General features: G+C 61.9%; 14 protein-coding genes. 9 read left to right on the top strand and 5 right to left on the bottom strand.

What is annotated here, in order from left to right:
- Positions 1–315: 315 nt before the first annotated feature.
- The 3 genes from ngg to mnmC all read right to left on the bottom strand — a co-directional run bounded on the left by ngg (position 316) and on the right by mnmC (position 5,988).
- Positions 316–2,061, bottom strand: a complete 1,746-nt coding sequence (gene ngg, locus BT116_RS04405) for an N-acetylglutaminylglutamine synthetase (protein WP_072340414.1) — start codon at positions 2,059–2,061, stop codon at positions 316–318.
- A gap of 3 nt (positions 2,062–2,064) precedes the next feature.
- Positions 2,065–3,837 (bottom strand): N-acetylglutaminylglutamine amidotransferase, encoded by a 1,773-nt coding sequence (locus BT116_RS04410; RefSeq protein WP_072340417.1) that lies wholly within the window; start codon positions 3,835–3,837, stop codon positions 2,065–2,067.
- Between the two features lie 168 nt (positions 3,838–4,005).
- A complete protein-coding gene (gene mnmC, locus BT116_RS04415; protein ID WP_072340421.1) occupies positions 4,006–5,988 on the bottom strand; it encodes a bifunctional tRNA (5-methylaminomethyl-2-thiouridine)(34)-methyltransferase MnmC2/FAD-dependent 5-carboxymethylaminomethyl-2-thiouridine(34) oxidoreductase MnmC1 in 1,983 nt (660 codons plus the stop codon).
- Positions 5,989–6,139: 151 nt separating this feature from the next.
- On the opposite strand from mnmC, the gene pap reads away from it, so the two are divergent.
- Together pap and BT116_RS04425 are read left to right on the top strand one after the other, a co-directional pair.
- Entirely contained in the window at positions 6,140–7,657 is a 1,518-nt protein-coding gene (pap, locus tag BT116_RS04420) for a polyphosphate:AMP phosphotransferase (RefSeq protein ID WP_063322373.1), read from the top strand.
- Between the two features lie 103 nt (positions 7,658–7,760).
- The gene (locus BT116_RS04425) at positions 7,761–8,945 is read left to right on the top strand and encodes a thiolase family protein (RefSeq protein ID WP_072340425.1); all 1,185 of its coding nucleotides are present in this window, start codon (positions 7,761–7,763) and stop codon (positions 8,943–8,945) included.
- A gap of 298 nt (positions 8,946–9,243) precedes the next feature.
- On the opposite strand, the gene BT116_RS04430 is transcribed toward BT116_RS04425, so the two are convergent.
- On the bottom strand, positions 9,244–9,441 hold the full coding sequence (locus BT116_RS04430; RefSeq protein ID WP_063322371.1) for a DUF6316 family protein: 198 nt from the start codon (positions 9,439–9,441) through the stop codon (positions 9,244–9,246).
- A 190-nt stretch (positions 9,442–9,631) separates the two neighbouring features.
- On the opposite strand from BT116_RS04430, the gene BT116_RS04435 reads away from it, so the two are divergent.
- Positions 9,632–10,594 (top strand): DMT family transporter, encoded by a 963-nt coding sequence (locus BT116_RS04435; RefSeq protein WP_072340428.1) that lies wholly within the window; start codon positions 9,632–9,634, stop codon positions 10,592–10,594.
- A 54-nt stretch (positions 10,595–10,648) separates the two neighbouring features.
- Here the strand turns inward: BT116_RS04435 and BT116_RS04440 are convergent, their stop codons facing one another.
- Positions 10,649–12,043, bottom strand: a complete 1,395-nt coding sequence (locus tag BT116_RS04440; protein WP_072340431.1) for a class II fumarate hydratase — start codon at positions 12,041–12,043, stop codon at positions 10,649–10,651.
- Positions 12,044–12,246: 203 nt separating this feature from the next.
- Between BT116_RS04440 and BT116_RS04445 the strand changes: the two genes are divergently transcribed.
- The 6 genes from BT116_RS04445 to BT116_RS04470 all read left to right on the top strand — a co-directional run bounded on the left by BT116_RS04445 (position 12,247) and on the right by BT116_RS04470 (position 19,416).
- Positions 12,247–12,774, top strand: a complete 528-nt coding sequence (locus BT116_RS04445) for a DUF2059 domain-containing protein (protein ID WP_072340433.1) — start codon at positions 12,247–12,249, stop codon at positions 12,772–12,774.
- Between the two features lie 12 nt (positions 12,775–12,786).
- A complete protein-coding gene (locus BT116_RS04450; protein ID WP_014337210.1) occupies positions 12,787–13,086 on the top strand; it encodes a BolA family protein in 300 nt (99 codons plus the stop codon).
- A 280-nt stretch (positions 13,087–13,366) separates the two neighbouring features.
- Positions 13,367–14,308: an oxygen-dependent tRNA uridine(34) hydroxylase TrhO gene (locus BT116_RS04455; protein ID WP_063322368.1), complete on the top strand. Its 942-nt coding sequence runs from the start codon at positions 13,367–13,369 to the stop codon at positions 14,306–14,308.
- A gap of 36 nt (positions 14,309–14,344) precedes the next feature.
- Positions 14,345–14,947 (top strand): DsbA family protein, encoded by a 603-nt coding sequence (locus BT116_RS04460; RefSeq protein WP_170845901.1) that lies wholly within the window; start codon positions 14,345–14,347, stop codon positions 14,945–14,947.
- Entirely contained in the window at positions 14,940–16,766 is a 1,827-nt protein-coding gene (locus BT116_RS04465) for an ABC transporter ATP-binding protein (protein ID WP_072340436.1), read from the top strand. The genes BT116_RS04460 and BT116_RS04465 overlap by 8 nt, the downstream gene beginning before the upstream one ends.
- 190 nt (positions 16,767–16,956) lie before the next feature.
- Positions 16,957–19,416 (top strand): EAL domain-containing protein, encoded by a 2,460-nt coding sequence (locus BT116_RS04470; protein ID WP_072340439.1) that lies wholly within the window; start codon positions 16,957–16,959, stop codon positions 19,414–19,416.
- Positions 19,417–19,436 lie beyond the last annotated feature (20 nt).

Here is a 19,436-nt window from a genome sequence, read left to right on the forward strand (position 1 = left end):
CAATGAGGGTGAATCACTTCAAATCGTTTCTGCTGCTTCTTGCGCGCCATGACAATTCCTCGCAGGATTGAAAGGCGCGCGGGGAGCACGGTGGCGAACGGATTCACTCTCTCATACGTGGTCACAGCTTGCTGTGCCTACAACGACTCCACGCCGATACCGTGCGGACCACTCTCCCTCTCGGGTGCGTACACACCAGTGATGGCTACGGTCTCTTTCCCCGCGCGCCCCCCAATCTTAGGTCGGACACTTGTTTGCTGCGCGACAGCGCAGCGTCGAAGACGCGGCGGGATCTCCCTCGCCACAGAAGAAGGGCTAGGCCACCGCCTGGCTATGGGGAAACAACAAATCCACAAAGCGCTCGGCGGTGGGTTGTGGTTCGTGGTTGGCCAAGCCTGCGCGTTCGTTGGCTTCGATGAACACGTACTCGGGTTGATCGGCCGACGGCACCAGCAGGTCGAGGCCGACCATGGGGATGTCCAGCGCCCGTGCGGCGCGCACCGCCGCATCGACCAGGGTCGGATGCAGGATCCCGGTGACATCCTCCAGCACGCCGCCGGTATGCAGGTTCGCCGTACGCCGTACGAACAGGTGCTCCCCAGCGGGCAGCACGCTGTCGTAGTCGAACCCCGCCGCGTTGAGTGTGCGCAAGGTCTCGCCATCCATCGGGATTTTACTTTCGCCGCCCGTGGCCGCTTGGCGTCGGCGGCTCTGGGCTTCGATCAACGCGCCGATGGTGTGCCGGCCATCGCCGATCACCTCCGCCGGGCGCCGGATCGCCGCCGCCACCACTTCAAAACCGATCACCAGGATGCGCAGGTCCAGACCCTCGTGGAAACTTTCCAGCAAGACCTGGCTATCGAATTGCCGGGCCGCTTCGATGGCGCTCTGCACCTCCTCGATGGTGCGCAAATCCACCGCCACGCCTTGGCCCTGTTCGCCGTCCAGCGGCTTGACCACCACCCGTTCGTGCTCGTCGAGAAACGCCAGGTTGTCATCGGCATTGCCCGCCAACTGTTGGGCCGGCAGGTTCAGGCCGGCGTTTTTCAGCACTTTGTGGGTCAGGCTTTTGTTCTGGCACAACGTCATGCTGATGGCGCTGGTCAGGTCGCTCAAGGATTCGCGGCATCGGACTCGGCGACTGCCATGGACCAGGGTGAACAAGCCGGCCTCGGCATCGTCCACCTGTACGTCGATGCCTCGGCGGTGAGCTTCTTCGACAATGATGCGCGCATAAGGATTGAACTGCGCTTCGGGCCCTGGCCCCAGGAACAACGGCTGGTTGATGCCGTTCTTGCGTTTAATGGCGAAGGTCGAGAGATTGCGAAAACCGAGTTTGGCGTAGAGGTTTTTCGCCAGGCGATTGTCGTGCAACACCGACAGGTCGAGGTAACTCAAGCCACGGCTCATGAAATGCTCGATGAGGTGACGCACCAGCACTTCGCCAACACCGGGCCGCGGACATTGCGGATCCACGGCCAGGCACCAGAGGCTGCTGCCGTTTTCCGGGTCGTTGAAGGCCTTCTGGTGATTCAGGCCCATGACGCTGCCGATCACCGCACCGGTGTCGTCATCTTCGGCCAGCCAGTAGACCGGGCCCCCCTCATGGCGCGGGGTCAGGCGCAGTGGGTCGATGGGCAACATGCCCCGGGCTTGGTAGAGCTGGTTGATGGCCTGCCAGTCGGTCTCGCCTTGGGCCCGGCGAATCCGGAAGCCGCGAAATACCCGCGTGGCCTGGCGATAGTCGCTGAACCACAGGCGCAAGGTGTCGGACGGATCGAGGAACAGTTGGGCCGGTTCCAGCCCCAGCACTTGCTGGGGCGCGGCCACGTATAAGGCAATGTCCCTTTCGCCGGGTTGTTCGTTGAGCAGTTCCCGGGCCAGGCTTGCCGGGTCCGGGAAGGTGTGGCCGATCAAAAGTCGGCCCCAGCCGCAATGCACCGCGATCGGATCGGCGCCCAATTCGCTGCCGTCTTCGGCCAGGCGTGCCTGCAGGCGTTCATAGGAGGGCGCCTGGCCGCGCAAGAGGCGTTGGTTGTGAACCGTTGCATGAGGTTTCATCGATCAGATTCCTTGCTCGCTGAGCCACAGGTTCAGCGCCGCCAGTTGCCACAGTCGTGAGCCGCGCAATGGCGTGAGCTGGCCGTTGGGGTCGGTCAGCAGGCGGTCGAGCATGGCCGGGTTGAACAGGCCGCGGTCCTGGCTCGGATCCAGCAGCAGTTCGCGAACCCAGGCCAGGGTGTTGCCTTCCAGGTGCTTGAGGCCTGGCACGGGGAAATAGCCTTTTTTGCGGTCGATGACCTCGCCGGGGATCACCCGCCGGGCGGCTTCCTTGAGTACCTGTTTGCCGCCATCGGGTAGCTTGAACTTCGCGGGGACCCTGGCCGAGAGTTCCACCAGGCGGTAGTCCAGGAAGGGTGTGCGCGCTTCCAGGCCCCAGGCCATGGTCATGTTGTCGACGCGCTTGACCGGGTCGTCCACCAGCATCACGGTGCTGTCCAGGCGCAGGGCCTTGTCTACCGCCGCGTCGGCGCCGGGCTGGGCGAAATGTTCTTTGACGAAGTCACCGGCCGCGTCGTTGGCCGTCAGCCATTTGGGTTGCACGGTGGCGGCATATTCTTCATGGCTGCGGTCGAAGAACGCGGCGCGATAGGCCGCGTACGGATCGCTGGCGCCATCGACCTGCGGGTACCAGTGGTAACCGGCGAACAGCTCGTCGGCGCCCTGGCCGCTTTGCACCACTTTGCAGTGCTTGGCCACTTCCCGCGACAGTAGATAGAAGGCGATGCAGTCGTGGCTGACCATCGGTTCGCTCATGGCTCGGAACGCTGCCGGCAGTTGCTCGATGATCTCTTTTTCATCGATACGCAGTTGGTGGTGGCGGGTACCGTAGTGCTTGGCGATCAGGTCCGAATACTGGAACTCGTCACCGCGCTCGCCACCGGCATCCTGGAAACCGATGGAGAAGGTCGACAGGTCTTCTACGCCGACTTCCCGCAGCAGGCCCACGAGCATGCTCGAATCCACGCCACCGGAAAGCAGTACGCCGACATCCACGGCGGCGCGTTGGCGAATGGCGACTGCTTCACGGGTGCTGTCGAGCACGCGCTCGATCCAGTCTTCGAGGTTCAGGTGCTGTTCATCGGCCCGTGGTCCGTAGGGCAGGGTCCACCAGGTTTTCTGCTCGGTGCTGCCGTCGGCTTCGATGTGCATCCAGGTGGCGGGCGGCAGTTTTTCGACACCCGCCAGCAAGGTGCGGGGCGCCGGGACCACCGCGTGGAAATTCAAGTAATGGTTGAGGGCCACCGGGTCGAGCATCGGGTTGATATCGCCGCCCTTGAGCAGCGCTGGCAATGCCGAGGCGAAACGTAGCCGCTGGCCGGTGCGCGACAGGTACAGCGGCTTCACGCCGAGGCGGTCGCGGGCGATGAACAGGCGCTTGGCGTCGCGTTCCCAGATGGCGAAGGCGAACATGCCGTTGAGCTTGGGCAGCAGCGCTTCGCCCCAGGCGTGATAGCCCTTGAGCAGCACTTCGGTGTCGCCACCGGAATAGAAGCTGTAGCCCAGGCCTTCGAGCTCGCTGCGCAGCTCCGGGTAGTTGTAGATCGCGCCGTTGAAGGCCAGGGACAGGCCCAGCTGATTGTCGATCATCGGCTGGGCCGAGCCGTCCGACAGGTCCATGATTTTCAGGCGCCGATGGCCAAGGGCAATCGGTCCCTGGCTATGAAAGCCCCAGGCGTCGGGGCCGCGAGGGGCCAGGTGATGGGTGATTCGCTCTACGGCCGCAAGGTCCGCAGGTTGTTGATCGAAACGTAACTCTCCAGCTAATCCGCACATAAGTCCTTACCGGTTTTTCCGTTGGGGAGGGGTCAAGCCGCACCCGCCAAAAGGGCGGGTACCCTGAAACTGACCGGAGGGATTGCTGTGAGTTTTAGATCGATGCGTTATAAGCCGGCCCGTGGGTGGTTGGTCTGCGGGCGAACCTGTGGGAGCCTTCCATCGGGGTCAGGCCTTGCCCCGAATCAATGCCCGCAACGCAAACCGGTTCGGATGGCAGGCCTCGGCTACGCTACGGGGCAGCGGCAAAGGTTCGTTGTCCAGCCAGGCGGCGATCAGTTCGCCCGCCAGCGGGGCGGTGATCAGGCCACGGGAGCCATGGCCGCTGTTGATGTACAAACCCTCGAGCCACGGGCAGGGGATGTCAGGCACTTGGCGGGCGTCTTTGCCCAGGGCCGAATAGGCCTCGCTGAATGCCTGCCTATCCGCCAACGGTCCGACAATCGGCAGGTAATCCGGGCTGGTGCAACGGAATGCCGCACGGCCTTCGAGGCGTTCCGGGTCCAGGCTGCCGGCGTTCAGGCGATCCACCAGGTCTTGGGAGATTTCTTCGAGCATCTGCAGGTTGCCGGCGTGCTCGGCGGCGGTGGGCGTCAGGTCGTCGCTGTTGAAATCGAAACTGGCGCCCAGGGTGTGCTCGCCCAGCCGCGGCGGGGCCACATAGCCTTCGGCGCAAACCACGGTCGCCAGGCTCTGGCTGCGGGTGGTTTGCGGCAACCGGGTGATTTGCCCGCGAATACGCTTGAGCGGCAAGTCGGCGGCCGGTTCGAAACGTTTGATTTCGGCGGCGCTGGCGAGGATCGCCACGGGGGCGCTGGCCAGGCATCGTTCGCCGTCCCATGCCTGCCACTGGCCGTCCACGCGGCGCAATTGCAGCACTTCATGATGGGGCTGCACGTCGATCGCCGTGCCTGAGGCTTGCCAGCGACACAAGGCCGGTGGATGCACCCAGCCGCCCTCGGGATAAAACAGACCACCACAGGCCAGGCCGATGCCGGACCGCACTTGCGCCTCGGACTGATCGAGGGGGTGCAGCAAATCCCTTGGGAACGCCTCGGCCAGTTGTGCCTGACGCTCGGCTTCCTTACTGTTGAAGGCCAGTTGCAAGACCCCGCAGGCGTCCCAGTCAATGCCGCGTTGCAGTTGCTCCAGCACGCGCCGGGTGTAGCCGAAACCGCTGAGGATCATCTGCGACAACGCCGTGCCATGGGCCGATAGCTTGAGATACAGCACGCCCTGGGGGTTGCCGGAAGCTTCTTCGGCCAAGCCTGCATGACGCTCCAGCAGCGTCACCTGCCAGCCACGCGCGGCGAGGCTGGCGGCGCTGGCACAACCAGCCAGGCCACCGCCGATCACCAGGGCCCGGCGCTCGCCGATGGGCGGTAAGGGGCGGGCGTACCAGGGTTTTGCCGGGGCCGGCGCTGGTGTCTGCTCCGGCCAGCCAAGAAACACACCGCGCAGGATTTCCCACTTATGGCCGATGCCCGGCGTGCGCTTCATCTTGAAGCCCGCCGCGTTCAGCAAACGCCTGACCCAACCGGTGCTGGTGAAGGTGCTGAGGGTGGCGTCGGGTGCGGCCAGCCGGGCCAGTTCGGCGAACAGCTCGGCGGTCCACATCTCGGGATTCCTGGCCGGCGCGAAGCCGTCGAGGAACCAGGCGTCGATCTGTCCGTCCAGCTGCGGCAATTGCTCCAGGGCATCGCCGATCAACAGGGTCAGCGTCACCCGTCCATTGGCCAGGACCAGGCGCTGGAAACCCTGATGTATCGCCACGTATTGCTCAAGCAGTTGCTCGGCCTGGAGGGCGAGCTGCGGCCAGAGGGCCAGGGCCCGACACAGGTCCTGCGGGGTCAATGGGTACTTCTCGACGCTGACGAAATGCAGCCGCGCCCCGGTCGGCGCGCATTGTTCGAACAACAGCCAGGCGCAGAGGAAGTTCAAGCCGGTGCCAAAGCCGGTTTCGCCGATCACCAGGCGCCCGTCGGCGGGCAGCGCGGCAAAGCGCTCGGCCAGGTTGTTCTGCTCGAGGAACACGTAACGGGTTTCTTCCAGCCCGGACTGATCGGAGAAATACACGTCGTCGAATACCCGCGAGCGCGGGCGACCCTGGTCGTCCCAGTCGAGTTGGGCGTGGTGCTGTACAGGCGTCATGGCTGGCTCGGTCGAAACTGAGCGGCCATTCTAGCCGATCGGTATCGGCTTGCTTGACCCATCGCAACACAGCGTTGTTCTTGATGGAGTCTGCTGCACAGGGCCGCATCCAATCCGCTAGTCTTGCCCCAATCCCTGGAAGGAGCTGTCCATGTTCGAATCCGCTGAAATCGGTCACGTCATCGATAAAGAAACCTTTGAAGCCGAGGTGCCGGCCCTGCGTGAAGCGCTGCTGGAAGCGCAGTTCGAGTTGCAGCAGCAGGGTCGGTTTCCGGTCATCGTGTTGATCAACGGCATCGAAGGCGCGGGCAAGGGCGAGACGGTGAAGTTGCTCAACGAATGGATGGACCCGCGGCTGATCGAAGTGCGCACCTTCGATCAGCAGACCGACGAGGAATTGGCGCGGCCTCCGGCATGGCGCTATTGGCGAATGCTGCCAGCCAAGGGGCGCATGGGAATTTTCTTCGGCAACTGGTACAGCCAGATGCTGCAGGGCCGGGTCCATGGCGAGTTCAAGGACCCACGGCTCGACCAGGCGATTGCCGGTGCCGAGCGCCTGGAAAAAATGCTCTGCGACGAAGGCGCGCTGATCTTCAAGTTCTGGTTCCACCTGTCCAAGAAGCAGATGAAGGCCCGGCTCAAGGGGCTCAAGGATGACCCGCTGCACAGCTGGCGCATCAGCCCGCTGGACTGGCAGCAGTCCCAGACCTATGACAAGTTCGTCAAATACGGCGAGCGTGTGCTGCGCCGCACCAGTCGCGATTACGCGCCGTGGCATGTGATCGAAGGCATGGACAGCTGTTATCGCAGCCTCACCGTCGGGCGGATCTTGCTCGACGGTTTGCGCCAGGCCCTGGACCGGCCGAAGATCAGGCCGCAAAAGGTCAGCGTGGCGCCGCTGCCCGAGTTGGATGGCCAGATCACGTTGCTCGACAGCCTGGACATGACCCGGCGCCTGGACAAGGCCGACTACGAAGAACAATTGATCACCGAGCAGGCGCGCTTCTCTGGCCTGCTGCGGGACAAGCGCATGCGCCAGCATGCCCTGGTGGCGGTGTTCGAAGGCAATGACGCGGCGGGCAAGGGCGGGGCTATCCGGCGGGTCACGGCGGCCCTGGACCCGCGCCAATATAGCATCGTGCCCATTGCCGCGCCCACGGAAGAAGAGCGCGCCCACCCCTACATGTGGCGCTTCTGGCGGCATATTCCCGCACGCGGCAAGTTCACCATGTTCGACCGCTCCTGGTACGGTCGGGTGCTGGTGGAGCGGGTCGAAGGGTTTTGCAGCCAGGCCGACTGGCTGCGGGCCTACGGGGAAATCAACGACTTCGAGGAACAGCTCGCCGACGCCGGCGTGGTGGTGGTCAAGTTCTGGCTGGCCATCGACAAGCAAACCCAGCTGGAGCGTTTCCAGGAGCGCGAGGATATTCCGTTCAAGCGCTTCAAGATCACCGAGGATGACTGGCGCAACCGCGACAAGTGGGACGCTTACCGGGCCGCGGTGTGCGACATGGTCGACCGCACCAGCACCGAGATTTCCCCCTGGACCTTGGTGGAAGCCAACGACAAGCGCTGGGCGCGGGTCAAGGTGTTGCGCACCCTCAATCAGGCGCTGGAAGCGGCTTTCGAGCGGAGTGCAAAGCAGGCTCGCAAGAAAAAGAAGGGCTAGGGCGATGGGGGCGCATACGCGGGGTGAATGATTGTCGCAGTCGGTTATGCAGTGGATTTATGCTCGATTCACTCTCAACCGACTACAACAATGAGGTACAGCCATGCGTGAAGTGGTGATCGTCGACAGCGTACGGACCGGCCTGGCCAAGTCCTTTCGCGGCAAGTTCAACATGACCCGTCCAGACGACATGGCGGCCCATTGTGTCGATGCCTTGCTGGCGCGCAACGACATCAACCCGGCCAGTGTCGAGGACTGCATCGTCGGGGCCGGGTCCAATGAAGGCGCCCAGGGCTACAACATCGGGCGTAACGTGGCGGTGCTCTCGCGATTGGGCACCGGCACCGCCGGCATGACCCTCAACCGCTTCTGTTCCTCGGGCCTGCAAGCCATTGCCATCGCCGCCAACCAGATCGCTTCCGGTTGCAGCGACATCATCGTGGCGGGCGGCGTGGAGTCCATCAGCCTGACGATGAAAAGCGTCAACACCGACCACCTGATCAACCCGCTGCTCAAGGCGCAGGTGCCCGGGATCTATTTCCCCATGGGCCAGACGGCCGAGATCGTTGCCCGTCGTTACCAGGTCAGCCGCGAGGAACAGGACCGCTACGCCTTGCAGAGCCAGCAGCGCACCGCCAAGGCCCAGGCGGCCGGGTTGTTCGATGACGAAATCATCCCGATGGCGGTCAAGTACCGGGTCGAGGACAAGAACACGGGCGCTGTGCAGATCCTTGACGGTGTGGTCGATCGCGACGATTGCAATCGCCCGGACACCACCTACGAAAGCCTGGCAGGCCTGAAACCGGTGTTCGCCGAAGACGGTTCGGTGACGGCGGGCAACTCCTCGCAGTTGTCCGACGGGGCTTCGATGACCTTGGTGATGAGCCTGGAAAAAGCCCTGGCGCTGGGGCTCAAGCCCAAGGCGTTTTTTCGCGGCTTCACCGTGGCCGGTTGCGAGCCGGACGAGATGGGCATCGGCCCGGTGTTTTCAGTGCCCAAGCTGCTCAAGGCCAAGGGCTTGCAGATCGCCGATATCGACCTGTGGGAACTCAACGAAGCCTTTGCTTCCCAGTGCCTGTACAGCCGCAACCGACTGGAAATCGATCCCGGGAAATACAACGTCAACGGCGGCTCGATCTCCATCGGCCATCCATTCGGCATGACCGGCTCGCGGCAAGTGGGGCACCTGGTGCGCGAGCTGCAGCGACGCAACCTGCGCTACGGCGTCGTGACCATGTGCGTGGGCGGTGGGATGGGGGCTACGGGGTTGTTTGAGGTGGTTCGTTAACCGCTGGAAGAACTTCTGTGGCCAGGGTGCAACTGTGGCGAGGGGAATCTGAGACAAGGGGATTAATCTGAGGCAGGGATTAATCTGAGGCAGGGGATTAATCTGTGGCGAGGGGATTTATCTGTGGCGAGGGGATTTATCCCCGCTGGGCTGCGCAGCAGCCCTGAAACTTTAACCCCCTGTGTGTCAGACACACTGGGGGGCTTTGGGGCTGCTGCGCAGCCCAACGGGGATAAATCCCCTCGCCACAAGAATGCTGCGCTCGCCACAAAAATGCTGCGCTCACCACGGGAGGTATCTAGCTGGCAACTTGTGTCAGCTGTAGCATCCGGCCGATATACGCCTCTATCTCTCGCTCCGCCGCCTCGCGGGTGGCGAACGGCCCCTCCTGGGTGCCCTCACGTGTATTGAAATAAAACTCGCCGTTGACCCGGCAGATCCGGTCACTGCGAAAAATAGTCGTAGGGGCGGGATCCAAGGCGCGTTTTCCAAGCATGTCGGGTCTCCAGAGTGCAGCGAGGTCTGTTTCAAATGAGCATATGTGTTGTCCCTGATTCCCGCCTGCCCAGCCGATCGACGGCTACGACCCATACAATCCCGTGGGCGGCCTCTGCCCAACTGTCCCTGTGTCGTGACGCAATAGACGCCTAGAATGGACGTCCTTTGTCTTGGGCTTCGAGGGTTGCATGCATATTTCGTCCGGTCGCTGGGTCTACGGCCTGTTCCTTGCCCTGCTGACTGCCCTGCTCTGGGGAATCCTGCCGATCAAGCTCAAGCAAGTGCTGCAAGTGATGGACCCGGTCACCGTGACCTGGTTTCGCTTGCTAGTGTCCGGCGGTTTGCTGTTCATCTATCTGGCCGCCACCCGGCGCCTGCCCAGTCACAAGGTTCTTGGCCCGCGCGGTGGCTGGCTGGTGGCGATGGCGGTGCTCGGGCTGGTGGGCAACTACGTGTTGTACCTGATGGGCCTGAACCGCTTGAGCCCCGGCACTGCGCAACTGGTGGTGCAGATGGGGCCGATCATGTTGCTGGTCGCCAGCCTGTTCGTGTTCAAGGAGCGCTTCAGCGTGGGGCAGGGCATCGGCCTGCTGGTGTTGCTGATCGGTTTTACGCTGTTTTTCAACCAGCGCCTGGGTGAGTTGCTGACGTCCCTGAGCGACTACACCGCCGGGGTGCTGATGGTGTTGCTGGCGTCGACGGTCTGGACGTTCTATGCCCTGGGCCAGAAGCAACTGTTGACGGTGTGGAATTCGTTGCAGGTGATGATGGTGATCTACCTGTTCTGCGCGTTGCTGCTCACGCCTTGGGTGCACCCGTTGGAGGCGCTGCAATTGAGCCCGTTGCAAGGCTGGTTGTTGCTCGCTTGCTGCCTCAACACCCTGATTGCCTATGGCGCGTTTGCCGAAGCCCTGGCCCATTGGGAAGCGTCGCGGGTCAGCGCGACCCTGGCGATCACGCCGCTGGTGACGTTCGCCGCGGTGGCGATGGCGGCCTGGTGGTGGCCTGATTATGTCCATGCCGAGCAGATCAATCTGCTGGGCTATGGCGGGGCGGTGCTGGTGGTGCTGGGTTCGGCGTTGGTCGCCCTGGGGCCCTCGCTGATCGCCGGGCTCAAGGCCCGGCGCGAGCGTTTGGCTGTCGGGCGTTAGCCCGCCGTGGGAGCGAGCTTGCTCGCGATGGCGGCCTAGGGCTCAACGCAAGACTCAGCCCTGGCTACCCGCCTCCAGCATATTCTCCGGCCTCACCCAGGCATCGAACTCTTCATCGGTCAGGTACCCCAGTTGCAGCGCCGCCTCGCGCAAGGTCAGCCCTTCACCGTAGGCTTTCTTGGCGATTTCCGCTGACTTGTCGTAGCCGATGTGTGGGTTCAGCGCGGTCACCAGCATCAACCCGCGCTCCAGGTGCGCGGCCATCTGCTCGGCATCCGGCTCGAGCCCGGCGATGCAGTGCTGCTGGAAGTTGCTGCAGCCATCGGCCAGCAGCCGGATCGATTGCAGCAGGTTGTGGATGATCACCGGTTTGAACACGTTCAACTGCAAATGCCCCTGGCTGGCGGCAAAGCCGATGGTCACGTCGTTGCCCATGACTTGGCAGGCCAGCATAGACAAGGCTTCGCACTGGGTCGGGTTGACCTTGCCGGGCATGATGGAACTGCCCGGTTCGTTGGCCGGCAATTTCACTTCGGCAAACCCCGCCCGCGGCCCGGAACCCAGCAGGCGCAGGTCGTTGGCGATTTTCATCAGGGTCACGGCGAGGGTTTTCAGGGCACCGGACAAGGCGGTCAAGGGTTCATGGCCGGCCAGCGCGGCAAACTTGTTCGGCGCGGTGACGAACGGCAGGCCCGACAGCGCCGCCAGTTCAGCGGCAATCGCTTCGCCGAAACCATGGGGTGAATTGAGCCCGGTGCCGACCGCCGTGCCGCCTTGGGCCAGTTCGCAGACCGCCGGTAGCGCGGCGCGGATCGCTCGTTCGGCGTAATCGAGCTGGGCAATGAACGCCGACAGTTCCTGGCCAAAGGTGATTGGCGTGGCATCCATCATGTGGGTACGGCCAGTCTTGACCAGTTTCATGTGGCGCGCCGCCAGTTCCGCCAGGCCGCCGGACAGCTCACTGATGGCCGGGAACAATTGCTGGTGGACGGACTGGGCAGCGGCAATGTGCATCGCGGTGGGGAAGCAGTCGTTGGAGCTCTGTGAGCGGTTGACGTGGTCGTTGGGGTGCACGGGGCTCTTGCCACCGCGGGGGTTGCCGGCCAGTTCGTTGGCACGCCCGGCGATCACCTCGTTGACGTTCATGTTGCTCTGGGTGCCGCTGCCGGTCTGCCAGACCACCAGCGGGAACTGGTCGTCATGCTGGCCGGCCAGCACTTCGTCGGCGGCCTGTTCGATCAGGCGGGCGATGTCGGCGGGGAGGTCGCCATTGCGATCATTGACCCGTGCGGCGGCTTTCTTGATCAGTGCCAAGGCGTGCAACACCGACAGTGGCATGCGTTCGTTGCCAATGGCGAAGTTGATCATGGAGCGCTGCGTCTGGGCGCCCCAGTAGGCGTCGTCCGGGACTTCAACCTGGCCAAGGCTGTCGGTTTCGATACGGCTCATCGGGTCAAACTCCTTAAGGGCTGAATGCGCAGTTTAGGCCCAGATGGGCGGCACCGGTTCCCTCAATCATCCTTCAATTCAGGAGCGGTGGGTTCGGCCTGTCAATCGGACCCGGCAAGCATCGGGGTTGAGGCCCAGCGTTTTTTAGGCGCAGAATGGTCGCCCTTGGGGTTCTACCTCGCCTGTTAATGAAAGGAAACTCGATGACCCGTCTTCGTGCCATCTGTACCGCAGTTGCTCTGGTGTGTGCCAGCGGCCCTGTTTTCGCCGATACCGCCAGCCACAACGCCAGCGCCGAAGCGTTCCTGACCCTGGCGCACGCTGACAAACTGGGCACTCCGGTATACATGCAAGTGCAGCAGATGTTTGCCCAGCGCTTTGAACAGACCAAGGCCCCTGAGTCGAAAAAAGCCACCCTGGAAACCTACCAGGCCAAGGCCAATGCCGCGTTGGACCAAGCTATCGGCTGGAACAAGCTCAAGCCGGACATGGTCAAGCTCTACACCACCAACTTCAGCGAATCGGAGCTCAAGGACCTGGTCGCTTTCTATCAATCGCCACTGGGCAAGAAAGTCCTGGAAAAAATGCCGCAGCTGACCCAGCAATCAGCCCAACTGACCCAGGCCAAGCTTGAAAGCGCGGTGCCGGTGGTCAACAAGCTGCTGGCGGACATGACGGCCGAGCTCGAGCCAAAAGCCGCCGCCCCTGCCCCTGCCAAGAAAAAGCCGTAAGCGGAGCCTGGTATGAGCATGCAACAACGCATCGAATCGACACTCGGGCTCTTGCAGCCCGAGCACTTGCAAGTGCTGGATGAAAGCCACATGCACAGCCGCGGCCTGCAGACCCACTTCAAGGCCGTGGTGGTCAGCCAGCAGTTCGAAGGGCTCAATCGTGTCAAGCGTCACCAGAAGGTCTACGGCACGCTGGGCGAGCTGATGGGCGAATTCCATGCGTTGGCGCTGCACACCTACACCCCTGAAGAATGGGCCCAGATCGACGCGGCCCCGGCTTCGCCGACGTGTGCCGGTGGCAGCAAGCACTGATTCTTGAGGTGGAGAGCTTCTGTGGCGAGGGGATTTATCCCCGTTGGGACGCGAAGCGTCCCCCTGTGTTCAATCTGATACACCGGGGTTGCAAGGTTTATCGGGGCCGCTTCGCAGCCTAACGGGGATAAATCCCCTCGCCACAAGACATGCGCAAGCCATGGAATTGCAGTCCTGTAATCCAAATGTTTTTGTTAGAATCCGCAACGCGCCTTCCCGGGCGCGTTTTTTTTCGCATCCGGTTCACCCTTTACGAGGGTAGCCACCTGGAGAAACACCCATGGCACAACCCATTGTCGTGGCGGCACTGTATAAGTTCGTCACCCTTGAAGATTACGTCGAGCTGCGTGAGCCCTTGCTCAAGGCCATGCTCGACAACGGCATCAAAGGCACGTTGCTGATCGCCGAAGAAGGCATCAACGGCACGGTCTCCGGCACTCGCGAAGGCATCGATGGCCTGCTGGCCTGGCTCAAGAATGATCCGCGCATGATCGACATCGACCATAAAGAGTCGTACTGCGATGAACAGCCGTTCTACCGCACCAAGGTCAAGCTCAAGAAAGAAATCGTCACCCTCGGCGTCGAAGGCGTGGATCCCAACAAGCAGGTCGGCACCTATGTCGAACCACAGGACTGGAACGCGCTGATCAGCGATCCGGAAGTGTTGTTGATCGACACCCGTAACGATTACGAAGTGTCCATTGGCACCTTCGAGGGCGCCATCGACCCCAAGACCACCAGCTTTCGTGAATTCCCTGAATACATCAAGGCCAACTTCGACCCGGCCAGGCACAAGAAAGTCGCGATGTTCTGCACCGGCGGCATTCGTTGTGAAAAAGCCTCCAGCTACATGCTTGGCCAGGGTTTCGACGAGGTCTATCACCTCAAGGGCGGCATCCTGAAATACCTCGAAGAGGTCCCTCAGGAAGAAACCAAGTGGCGCGGCGACTGCTTCGTGTTCGACAACCGCGTAACCGTCCGCCACGACCTCAGCGAAGGGGACTACGATCAATGTCACGCTTGTCGTACTCCGGTTAGCGTAGAAGACCGCGCCTCGGAGCACTATGTGCCTGGCATCAGTTGCCCGCACTGCTGGGATAAACTGAGCGAGAAGACCCGTCGCAGCGCCATCGACCGGCAGAAGCAGATCGAGTTGGCCAAGGCTCGCAACATGCCGCACCCGATCGGCTACAACTACAAGCAATCATCTTCCGAGGCTTGAACCATGGCGTCACGCCTGCTCTATGTGATGGACCCGATGTGTTCCTGGTGCTGGGGTTTTGCGCCGGTGGCCGAGGCGCTGGTAGAGCAGGCGCAGGCCGCGGGGGTGGAGTTGCACCTGGTGGTGGGTGGTTTGCGCACCGGCAGCGGTTCGGCGCTGGAGCCGACCACCCGGCGCTACATTCTTGAACACTGGCAGGCCGTTACCCAGGCCACCGGCCAGCCCTTCAAGCTTGAAGGCGCGTTGCCGGACGGTTTCGTCTACGACACCGAGCCTGCCTGCCGGGCACTGGTCACGGCCCGCAGCCTGGCTCCGGACCTGGCCTGGAAGTTGGTGAAGCTGATCCAGCAGGCTTTTTATGTGCAAGGCCGCGACGTGACCCACGCCAGCGTGCTGGTGGAGCTGGCCGAACAGGCCGGGCTGCCACGCATCGAATTCGCCGCGGCCTTCGATCGCGCCGATCAACATGCGGCCACGGCTGCGGATTTCACCTGGGTACAGGACCTGGGTATTGCCGGGTTCCCCACACTCTTGGCCGAGCGTGATGGCCAGTTGGCCTTGCTGACCAACGGCTACCAGCCCCTGAGCCAACTGTCGCCTTTGCTTGGTCGCTGGCTGGAGCGCGCGACCTGTGCCTGAGCGGCCACCAGATACATCGGCCTCGCAGCGCATCGACCGGTTGAGTTGGGCGGAAATCCGTCGCCTGGCCCTCAAGCATAAAAAAGCCCTGTGGATCGCCAACGGCGTGGCCGTGCTGGCGACGCTGTGCAGCGTACCGATCCCGTTGCTATTGCCGTTGCTGGTGGATGAAGTCCTGCTGGGGCATGGCGATGCGGCCCTGAAAGTCATGAACCAGGCGTTGCCCATGGGCTGGCAGCGCGCGGCCGGCTACATTGGACTGATGTTGCTGGTAACCCTGGCCCTGCGTTGTGGCGCATTGCTGTTCAACGTGGTGCAGGCGCGCTTGTTCGCCCGCTTGGCCAAGGACATCGTCTATCGCATTCGCATCCGCTTGATCGAACGTCTCAAGCGAATTTCCCTGGGCGAATACGAAAGCCTGGGCAGCGGCACCGTGGCGGCCCATCTGGTCACCGACCTGGACACCCTGGACAAATTCATCGGCGAAACCCTCAGTCGTTTCCTGGTGGCGATGCTGACCCTGGTGGGCACCGCCGGGATCCTGGTGTGGATGCACTGGGAGCTGGCGCTGCTGATCCTGCTGTTCAATCCGTTGGTGATTTACGCCACGGTACAGCTGGGCAAGCGGGTCAAGCACCTCAAGAAGCTGGAGAACGACAGCACTTCGCGTTTCACCCAAGCCTTGACCGAAACCCTGGATGCCATCCAGCAAGTGCGCGCCGGTAACCGCCAGGGGTATTTCCTTGGCCGCTTGGGGATGCGCGCCAAGGAGGTCCGCGATTACGCCGTGAGTTCGCAGTGGAAAACCGATGCCTCGAACCGCGCCAGTGGTTTGCTGTTCCAGTTCGGCATCGACATTTTTCGCGCGGCGGCCATGCTCACCGTGGTGTTTTCCGACCTGTCCATCGGCCAGATGCTGGCGGTGTTCAGCTATCTCTGGTTCATGATCGGTCCGGTCGAGCAACTGTTGAACCTGCAGTACGCCTATTACGCCGCCGGCGGAGCCTTGAACCGGATCAATGAACTACTGGCCCGGGCCGACGAGCCCCAGTACACGGGCGTCGTCGATCCGTTCAAGGGCCGTGACACGGTGGGCATCGAGATCCAGGGGTTGAGTTTTGGCTACGGCGAGGAACTGGTGCTCAACCAGTTGAACCTGTCCATCTCGCCGGGCGAGAAAGTCGCCATCGTCGGAGCCAGCGGCGGCGGCAAGAGCACCCTGGTGCAGTTGTTACTGGGGCTGTACACGCCACAATCAGGCAGCATTCGTTTCGGTGGCGCCACGCAACAGGAGATCGGCCTGGAGACCATCCGGGAGAATGTTGCAGTGGTGTTGCAACATCCGGCGCTGTTCAACGATACGGTGCGGGCCAACCTCGCCATGGGCCGTGAGTGCAGTGACGACGACTGCTGGCGTGCTCTGGAAATCGCCCAGCTCGATGCCACCGTACGGGCACTGCCCCAGGGCCTGGAGAGCGTCGTTGGGCGTTCCGGGGTGCGGCTGTCGGGCGGACAGCGTCAACGGCTGGCCATCGCTCGCATGGTATTGGCCGACCCACGGGTGGTGATTCTCGACGAAGCCACCTCGGCACTGGACGCGGCCACCGAGTACAACCTTCACCAGGCACTGGCGCGTTTTCTGAGCGCACGCACCACGCTGATCATCGCCCACCGGCTTTCGGCGGTGAAACAGGCCGATCGAGTATTGGTGTTCGACGGTGGGCAAATCGCCGAAGACGGCGACCATTTGCAGCTGATTGCCGAAGGTGGCCTGTACGCGCGACTCTATGGTCATTTGCAACAGATTCAGCAGCCTTGAGTTTCTAGCGCTTTTCTGCGCTTAGTATCGGAAAAAAAGCAGGCAAACACGCCGATTTTTCTGAATTCCACGCAAAGTCTGTCGATCTGTTCATCCATTCATTCGAAAGGTTGAAAACTAGCCTAGGCTATTGAGTCAGGAGCGGAATTCTGGCGGGTGTTCGTCCGGCAATACCTGTGCAAGGGACCTCATGAAGCAAAAGCAGACTCTCGGAACACCACGGCTGCTAGGCATCGTCTGGCCCTTTATTGCCGTCGTGCTATTTCAGGCATTGCTTGGCGGCGTCAGCCTTTACGTGCTGTCCGCCGTTCGCGGCTATGTGGCAGGGGAGAGTCTCTGGTCCAAGGGCCAGAAAGATGCCATCTATTACCTCAACCTCTACGCCGACAGCCGCGACGAGGCGATTTTCCGCAAATACCAGCAAGCCATCGCCGTCCCCGAAGGCGGTCATGAACTGCGGGTGGCGCTGGATCGCGAACCGCCGGATCTCGAAGCTGCACGGGCCGGGATTCTCAAAGGTGGCAACCATCCGGATGACGTTTCCAGCTTGATCTGGTTGTACCTCAATTTTCGCCACTTCAGTTACCTGGAAGAAGCCATCGATCTCTGGACGGTGGGCGACGGCTACCTGATCGAGCTGGATAACGTCGCCCGGCAGATGCACAACAGCATTACCGCAGGTCAGGCGTCGGAGGTGGATATCCGCGGCTGGAAGGCCCAGATCTTTGCGATCAACGATTCCGTTACCCCGGCTGCCAAGGCCTTCAGCGACGCATTGGGCGAGGGCTCGCGTTTCATCCTGCAGCTTTTGTTGGTGACCAATTTCGCCACCGCCCTGGGACTGATCGTCCTGGCGTTGTTGCGGACCCATAAATTGCTCGCCCAGCGGCAGGTGTTCGCCAACGCGCTGCAGATGGAGAAAGAGCGGGCGCAGATCACCCTGCAATCCATTGGCGACGGGGTCATCACCACCGACGTCGAAGGTGCCATCGCCTACATGAACCCCGCTGCCGAAGCGATGACCCATTGGAAGGCTGAACATGCGACGGGCTTGCCCTTGGCCGCGTTGTTCAATTTGCTCGATGACAATGCCCAGACCGAGGGGCTGACCCTGATCGAGCATATCCTCAGCGGCCGGCTCAGCGCTGCCAGCGAACATTCCAAGCTGATCCAGCGCCTGGATGGCAGTACCGTGTCGGTCACCTTGGTGGGCGCGCCAATCCGTCATGCGGGCAAGGTCAGCGGCGCCGTGCTGGTGTTGCATGACATGACCCAGGAGCGCCAATACATCGCCAACCTGTCGTGGCAGGCTACGCATGACGCCCTGACTGGCCTGGCGAACCGCCGGGAATTCGAGTATCGCCTCGAGCAGGCCTTGCACAACCTCACTCGCCAGGTCGGGCGTCATGCCCTGATGTTTCTCGACCTGGATCAGTTCAAGCTGGTCAACGACACCTGCGGCCATGCAGCGGGTGACGAATTGTTGCGCCATATCTGCGCCTTGTTGCAATCGGGGCTACGGGAAAACGACACCCTGGCCCGGCTGGGCGGGGATGAGTTCGGGATCTTGCTGGAGAACTGTTCGCCGGAAGCGGCGGAAAAAATTGCCGAAGGGCTGCGCCAGACCGTGCAGAACCTGCATTTTGTCTGGAAGGGCCGGCCGTTCGTGACCACCGTGAGCATCGGCCTGGTGCATATCGCCCTGACGCCGACGACCCTCGAGGCGTCCCTGCGGGCTGCCGACATGGCCTGCTACATGGCCAAGGAAAAGGGCCGCAACCGGGTCCAGGTCTATCATGCCGACGACTCGGAGCTGTCCCTGCGTTTTGGCGAAATGGCCTGGGTCCAGCGCTTGCACATGGCTTTGGAGGAAAATCGCTTCTGCCTCTACGCCCAGGAAATCGCCGCGTTGGGCCCGGGCGAGCATGGCGGCGGGCATATTGAGATCCTGTTGCGCCTGCATGACGAAGCCGGGCGGATGATCCTGCCGGACAGCTTCATTCCCGCCGCGGAACGCTACGGCCTGATGACCTCCCTGGACCGTTGGGTGGTGGAGAATGTCTTCAAGATCATCCGCCAGTGCCTGAATGAGTCGCGACAGGGGCCTATGGCGATGTGTGCGATCAATCTGTCAGGCACAACGATCGGAGACCAGGCGTTCCTCGATTTCCTGCGTAAACAGTTCGCGGCCTACTCGATTCCGCCGGAAATGATTTGTTTTGAAATTACAGAAACCAGCGCTATTTCGAATTTGGGCAGTGCGATCCGCTTTATCAATGAACTCAAGAGCTTGGGATGTTACTTCTCGCTGGATGACTTTTGCGCCGGAATGTCTTCATTCGCCTACCTGAAACATTTACCTGTAGACTTCCTGAAGATCGACGGGAGTTTCGTAAAGGATATGCTGGACGACCCGATTAACCGAGCAATGGTCGAAGTGATCAATCACATCGGCCACGTCATGGGTAAGCGCACGATTGCCGAGTTTGTTGAGACCGCCCAGATCGAGCAGGCATTGCTGGAGATAGGGGTGGATTACGCTCAGGGGTATGTGATCGAACGCCCGCAATTGTTTACCTGTGACACGTTGCAATGTCGGCCGGCCCGGCCGCAGCCGTTGTTATTCAAGGCCCCCGGCACGTTCCGCTGAAACTCTTGCTGATCTGGAAA

Source organism: Pseudomonas sp. NFACC16-2, from assembly GCF_900119205.1.
In the GTDB taxonomy this organism is placed as follows: Bacteria; Pseudomonadota; Gammaproteobacteria; order Pseudomonadales; family Pseudomonadaceae; genus Aquipseudomonas; species Aquipseudomonas fluorescens_Q.